This is a genomic window from Acinetobacter sp. AOR18_HL (assembly GCF_027855145.1).
Lineage (GTDB): Bacteria > Pseudomonadota > Gammaproteobacteria > Pseudomonadales > Moraxellaceae > Acinetobacter > Acinetobacter pittii.
This window is the reverse complement of record NZ_JAKTIG010000080.1, coordinates 138,788-145,975: the sequence shown is the minus strand read 5'-3', so window position 1 is coordinate 145,975 and position 7,188 is coordinate 138,788. Positions and strand designations below refer to the sequence as shown.

Annotated in this window: 3 protein-coding genes and 1 pseudogene; 1 reads left to right on the top strand and 3 read right to left on the bottom strand. The window is 36.1% G+C overall.

The features are described 5' to 3' along the window. The first annotated feature begins 54 nt into the window (after nt 1-54). Complete coding sequence (locus MKL51_RS19485; protein WP_004994718.1) at nt 55-1,080, top strand: IS30-like element ISAba125 family transposase; 1,026 nt, start codon at nt 55-57, stop codon at nt 1,078-1,080. 8 nt (nt 1,081-1,088) lie between these two features. Here the strand turns inward: MKL51_RS19485 and MKL51_RS19480 are convergent. The 3 genes and pseudogenes from MKL51_RS19480 to MKL51_RS19470 form a co-directional block, all read right to left on the bottom strand. After that, nucleotides 1,089-1,857: pseudogene (locus tag MKL51_RS19480) on the bottom strand (alpha/beta fold hydrolase); the annotation flags it as partial. A gap of 295 nt (nt 1,858-2,152) precedes the next feature. Further along, nucleotides 2,153-2,620: a hypothetical protein gene (locus MKL51_RS19475; protein WP_057090006.1), complete on the bottom strand. Its 468-nt coding sequence runs from the start codon at nt 2,618-2,620 to the stop codon at nt 2,153-2,155. Continuing rightward, a complete protein-coding gene (locus tag MKL51_RS19470) occupies nt 2,620-7,125 on the bottom strand; it encodes a hybrid sensor histidine kinase/response regulator (RefSeq protein WP_057090005.1) in 4,506 nt (1,501 codons plus the stop codon). The genes MKL51_RS19475 and MKL51_RS19470 overlap by 1 nt, the downstream gene beginning before the upstream one ends. Nucleotides 7,126-7,188 lie beyond the last annotated feature (63 nt).

Genomic DNA, 7,188 nt, shown 5'->3' with positions numbered 1-7,188 from the left:
GGCAGAGTAAAACTTGAAGTGCGACATAAACCACCTAATTAATTTAAAGGGTTTATGGAGTATATAAAATTGTCATACCATCATCTTAACTTTGAAGATCGTACTGCATTAATGCTTGAGTCAAGAAAAGAAGGCTTTTCAGCCAGAAAATTTGCTGAACTCATTAAAAGACATCCTAGTACGATCTATCGTGAGCTTAAAAGAAATAGCATCAATGACGTTTATCAAGCTCGATATGCTTCTGATAACACCTTCGCTAGACGTAGACGTGGTCACAGAAAACTCAAAATCGATTCAATCCTCTGGAAATTTATTGTTGAAGCGATCCGTTGTTTATGGTCTCCTCAGCAAATAGCAAAGCGTTTAAAGACATTTCCTGATTTGGATCAAACAATGAATGTAAGCCATACAACGATTTATTCAACGATACGAGCATTACCCAAGGGTGAGTTGAAAAAAGACTTATTATCCTGTCTGCGTCATGAAAATAAAAAGCGAAAAGCTAACGGTGAACCTAAAAAAGATTCTATATTACAGGATATTAAAACTATTCATGAGCGCCCAGCCGAAGTTCAAGAAAGAAAAATACCGGGTCATTGGGAAGCTGATTTAATTAAAGGTAAAGACAATAAAAGTTCGATAGCAACACTTATTGAACGAAATACACGGCTCTGTATCTTGGCAACATTACCTGATGCAAAGGCAGAATCAGTGCGCAAGGCTTTAACTGAAGCTCTGAAATATTTACCTGCAGAACTGCGTAAAACGTTGACCTATGACCGTGGACGCGAGATGTCAGAACATAAAATACTCGAAGAAGATTTAGGCATAGATGTATATTTCTGTGACCCACATTCACCTTGGCAAAAAGGCACATGCGAAAATATGAATGGTTTAATTAGGCAATATTTACCTAAAGGGATTGATTTAAATCAGGCAGATCAGCATTATTTAAATCAAGTTGCCATGTCACTGAATACTCGTCCTAGAAAGGCGTTAGATTGGCTTACACCATTAGAGAAATTTGCTCAGCTTGTTGATTATCATATGGCTTTTGAAACTGTCGCACCTCATGTTTGAATTCGCCTACTATTGGAATAGCCAAATTCTCGAAATATATTATTTTCATTTTCAAAAGCTTGCAAATATTTATAGCATCCTTTAGCAGGGAATAAATTTATCGCCAGTCCCGCAAATAGAATATATTGGAACTCTAATAGAGCTCATAAATTTTTTATAATCTATATCTTTAAATTCACTTATAAAATTTCCCTTTAAGTTCCAATTAAACCATGGACGCATCGTTTAATAGGTTTCATTTATTCGCCCCAACTTAAATTTATTAGCAGGAATCTGACCTAAACCTTTTACAACTAATTTTGCAGAAAACAATTTAATAAAATCAAAGGAATTATTTACTGCTCCAAATGCTTGGCAAGCAATAAAAGTAATACTTTGAATATTTTTTAAATATTCAGGATAATTAATTAAGAACATGGTTAAGCATAACCCTCCACCACTGTGTGTTACACAGTGCAAGGAGGTTATATTAAAATGATGGTGAATATACTGAAATGCAGTTTTATATTCATATAATGCAACAGTTTCAAAATTAAATGGTATATCTGTTTTTGGGCTAGTACCATGCCCTCGCCACTCTAAAATAAAACAAATATAACCATGATTTGCCAAATAATCTGCAATGCCTATACAAACAGTTTTATCCGAAAATGCACCATGAGATAAGAAAATTGCTTCTTTTTTTATTAGAGAATTATTTCTTTTAGAAATTTCCCATAAAGCAAATTCACCATGATCATCTGTTTTTAAAATATGTAGCTCTTTATGAATTGACATTTATTTTCTGCTATAGAAGATTTTATTTTAGGTTATTTTGCTATGATTAATATAATAAAATTAGGCTCATCCTTTAACTATAACTTCAATTTATCTGCTTTTAAAATTTAGTATGAGACTTTATTAAAAGTAAATATTGGTAATTTCTTATATTTTAGCATTTGAAATACATATAAAATATAAATTTACGATATAAATAAAGCAAGCGCTTCAATGATTTTTAAAATAAATTTATATTCTCTAAAAGAATTTTACCTATTTTTTAAAAAAAAGAACTCAAAATGAGTTCCTTTTTTTATAGATGAAATGAATTTTGAATATATTGCAAATTAGGAACATGGTAGCGTTGATTGTCCATACGAACATATTTAAATACAGTTGAGCGCTGTAAAGACTCTTGTATATCTTCATTTTCATCTACGACTTCAGAAATACGCAGGCGAACTGAAACTGGCATCGATTTACACACAAGTGCAAAACGTTGCCTAATGTCTTCACTTTCAATGACTAACGCTACTGCTCGAGAATCCGTTTCATTGTGAATCGAATAAACAGGGAGTTTTACATCATGCCATTCAATATGCTTGATACCATTTTTAACATCCATAGCAGATAACACTATATTTTGTGGCAATAGCATCGGCACTTGCTGATAGCACTCGATAATATATGCATCAATAAAACCAGTTGAGACAGTAATTAAATGCTGAAGCTCTTGCTGGTCCATTTCATTAATTAAGGATGTACTTATATTACTTTTCATTAGGCAAGCCCCCCTTCAAATGTCATGAATAACGCATCAATATTGTGAAGTAAGTCTTCTTCTTGGAAAGGTTTACCCATATATTGACTTACACCTAATGAGAATGCTCGTTCACGATGTTTTTCACCTGTTCTGGATGTAATCATAATAATTGGCATGTATTGATGCATATCATGATGTCGTACAAGATTAAGAACTTCAAAACCATCCATGCGTGGCATTTCAATATCAAGCAGCATCAGATCTGGCTTAATGTTTTCTAGCTGCTCTATAGCATCCACACCATCTTTAGCGGTCACAACATCATAGCCTTGGCGCTCGAGTAAACGTGAGGTTACTTTACGTACAGTTACTGAGTCATCCACAATCATGATGAGACGTCGCTCATCAGACTCTCGTTGTCTATAAATCGCTTCATTAACCAGCTTAAGTCGACGAGTAGACTGAATTTGGCGAGCAATATTTTGACCATCTAAAATTAAGCAAACTTGACCATCACCTAAAATAGTTGCTCCTGCAATCGCACCGATACTAGAGAACTGCTGCCCAATTGGTTTGACTACAATCTGTGCACGTGATCCAATCAGTTGGTCAACTAATAATGCGACAGTTTGGCCATTATTTGCCTTAATCATTAATACTGGTAATGAATACATCATTCCACTTAAACGCGGAATTGGTTGACTACCAACAAATTCAGATAAATAGCGCAATGGATAGCGTTTATTTTCAAATTCAAAGAATTCTTGTGCGCTTCCAAAATATTGTTCTAATGATGCAGGCGAAACTCGTACAATTCGATCAATTTGGGCCAGAGGGATTGCAAATTGCTGATCAGCAACTTTAACCATTAAGGCATCACTAACCGCTACTGTAGTTGGAACACGTATTGTGAAGACCGTTCCCTGCCCGTACACAGACTCTACGCTCACATGGCCACCTAGAGCCTTAATATCACTTTGTACTACATCCAGTCCTACACCACGACCTGAAATCTGAGTAACTTGATCGGCTGTGCTTAAACCAGGATGGAAAATCAGCTGTAAAATATCTTGATGTTCTAATACTTGTTCTGCGTTAATCAAACCAGACATTAATGCCTTTTGACGAACCTTCTCGATATCAATACCTTGCCCATCATCCTTAAATGTAACTACAACATCTGTACCTTGACGATGAATATTCAGTTCAATACGTCCCGTTTCTGGTTTCTGCGCTTGCTCACGTTGCGCACGGTCTTCTAGTCCATGGTCAATTGCATTTCTAAGCATGTGCTCAAGTGGCGTAACCAAACGTTCTAACATTGTCCGGTCCAACTCGCCTTCTGTATTATTAACGAAAAGCTCTGCTGGTCGATTTAACGCGGTAGAAGTCTGCCTCACAATTCTTTGGAGACGAGGCAACAATCGAGAAAATGGTACTAAGCGTGTTCGCATAAGACCTTCTTGAATTTCAGCCTGAATACGCGATTGCTGTACCAATAAACCTTCTGTGTCTCTGATCTTTTCAGATAATGTATTTTTAAAATCTACTAAATCCGATGCAGACTCGGCAAGAGACTTTGATAACTGATTTAATGAAGAATATTGATCCATCTCTAAAGGATCAAATTCCGTATAACGCGAGTTCTCAATACCGTGTTTGGCAATAATTTGGGTTTCCAATTCGCCTTCCATTCGACGCAACTGATCTGCAAGTCGCTGAATAGCCAATTCCATTTCCGCTAAGGTATGACCAAATTGGCTTAAATCCATTTCAATTCGCGAACGGTTAATCGAATTTTCACCAGACAGATCAATCATTTTTTCAATTAAATCTGCCGAGACTCGAATCATCTCATTATTTTGATCAAGGCGTTGTGCTTGTTCCCACTCACCCATCATTGGCGGTGGTTCTGTACCGTCACCTTGTACAAAACTCATTACAGGTTCCGTGCTGAATAGATCAGTTCTAGTTAACTTACTAGGAATTTGAATTGCTGTTTCAATGAACTGGATATTTTCCAGACTTTGTTGTAAACCATCGAAGTGTTGATAATTTTGTTTAAAAATTGCCTCTTTTAACCAGACAATTGCACTCTCTAATAAGTTGTCATAAATATTTGAGCTGAAATGATGAAGCGCAAATTGTTCAAAAGCATTCTCAAGTTGATAAGCAATCGCTTGCACGGTTTCAAGTCCCAACATACGGGAACCGCCTTTCAAGCTGTGCACTGCCCTTTGTAGTTGAAGCAAGATACTACGGTTAGTACGTTGCTCGAACCATTGTTTTAATAGATGATCGGCCATTTCTAATAGTTCGGCCGCTTCCTCCATAAACGTCTGCTCGACAACAGTATTAATATCTTGATCTGGGATACTCTCTGTATGATTGTGATCAGCATAAAGAACTTGTAATTCGGTTTGCTCAACAAGTTGATTACTAGACTCAGCAATCTGCTCAGAAGCAGAAGTTAACTCACTGAGGTTTAACGCCGTATTATTTATCGCTTCTTGTTGTAATACTTCAAAATTTAATTCAGGTATAACATACGTTTCAGATTCTGTTTTGCTCTCTTTAATATGAGAATCAAATACCTGACCTGCATTTTTAAGTGCTTGAATAGTATGAGAAGCAGCATAATCTAGGTGCTGTTCACGCACTATTTGAAGACGGTCAGCCAAGTCATCTTGAACTAGTCGAATAAAATCAATGAGAGCAGACGAAGCTACCAACTGTTTTTGAATTAAACGCTCATAAATACTTTCTAACTCATGTGCAATTAAACCAATATAAGTTGCCTGAATCATATTTGCCCCACCTTTTAAGGTATGCAAATAACGCATCAGATTATTGAGAGCGGCAAAGTTTTCTTGATCATTAACCCAAAGATTAAGATCTGTATCCATTCCCTCAAGCAACTCATCGGCTTCTTCAAGAAAAATATCTAAAAGATCTGGATCAAAATGACGGTTTACATGCTCAGACGAAATGAATTGTCGATCTAGTTGTACACTCTGCCCTATGGTGACCTGATCAGTGAATACATTTTCTATCAGAGGTTCATTCGCCGTTTGTTCAACTTCAGCATTAAACAATGGTTCAAAAACGTCTTGATGAGTTTCTAAGGATTCGGAATTAAGATTTGGAATATATTGAGTATATAGTTTTAGCTCATCCAAGACATTTTGGTGTTGCTCAATAATACTTACTCTTTGTCCCGCAGCTAATGCATCAAATAACTGAATTAATTGTTGGTGCGCTTTTTGATAAATTTCAAAAACATAATCTGATTGCAATAAATCAGGTCGATCAAGCAATATGTCGTAGCTTTCTTTCAACTGGTTAGTATATTCATATAAACCAATCATTGCCTGCGACTGAGTATGTTGCAGCAAAACATCTGCTTGTTCACTTAAACGTTCAAGATAATGGGGAAACTCTGTACGTATTCCCTTCTCAAAGTCTAATTCCGCATCAAGTAATTCAGCAACATCTAGTTGTAATAGCTGAGACACTAAACCATGTGGAGGCATGAGTGGGCTCGAATGCTCACCATGCTGCTCCATGTAAGCATCCCAAACCTGATTAAATTTTTGTAGATCAGATTCCAATTGCTCAGTAGAGCAATGTGCAGCTAATAGATCTAAACTATTTCGAATAAACTGACGATAATCACGGAGTAATGAAATTTCTTCTGAATGAGAAGAAAGCTCTTCTTGTAATAGTATTTTAAATAAATGCTCAACTTTGGTACTGGCATCAAAGATTGGTTCTACATGAGCCATGGCAGAGCTGCCACGTAATGTATGTAACGCACGTATTAGAGCATTATAACTTTCATGCTGATGTATTTCTTTTTCCAAAAACTGATCAATTGTCGCTAAGTGCTCTTCTGCTTCTTCCATAAATAAAATTAAGGTTTCAGCAAGAGTCTGTTCAGTTTCTATAGCAACTTCTGAAGTCGAAATAGTTAAAACTTCTGTTGATTCTGGTTCTAAGTCATTTGTTTCTAAACCTGTTTGAGTTTCAGCAGTAAGAATATCTGATAATAATAAAAGTTCGTCTAACGCGGGTTCTATACTTTGCTGTTGCTGTAATTGTTGTCCCAATAAAATTAGGGGCCTAAAGTCTAGGGTATGATTTTTTTTAGATTTGAAGTCATCTACTAACTTAAAGAAATAGAACTTAAATACCAACTGAACATATTGTTGGATGTTAGGAGTTAATCCGAGACTCTGGTTGATTACCCGATTAAGCGTATCTTCAACAGTCCAAGCAAGCTCAGCAGAAGATTTGGCACCAATCATTCGCCCTGAACCTTTCAATGTATGAAAATGACGGCGGATTTCAGTAAGCGTAGCAACATTTTCAGATTGCATCCATTCGTGAATCAAAGATTGTAATTCAACAAAAATTTCTTCAATTTCTTCGACAAATATTTCAAGAAATTCATCGTCTTGTTGAGAGTAGCTATCTTCCGGTAGCATCATTGCTTCAGTTAAAGTTTTTAATATTTCTTTCATAGCAAAGGCTTCTTTTGCTTGTCTCCAAAATGGAGAAAAACGACAGAGTCAACACCAGAAAAA

Bases quoted from the DNA above. Each gene is read 5' to 3' on its own strand.
- MKL51_RS19485 (WP_004994718.1), top strand. From the start codon at position 55: ATGGAGTATATAAAATTGTCATACCATCATCTTAACTTTGAAGATCGT.
- MKL51_RS19475 (WP_057090006.1), bottom strand. From the start codon at position 2,620: ATGAAAAGTAATATAAGTACATCCTTAATTAATGAAATGGACCAGCAA.
- MKL51_RS19470 (WP_057090005.1), bottom strand. From the start codon at position 7,125: ATGAAAGAAATATTAAAAACTTTAACTGAAGCAATGATGCTACCGGAA.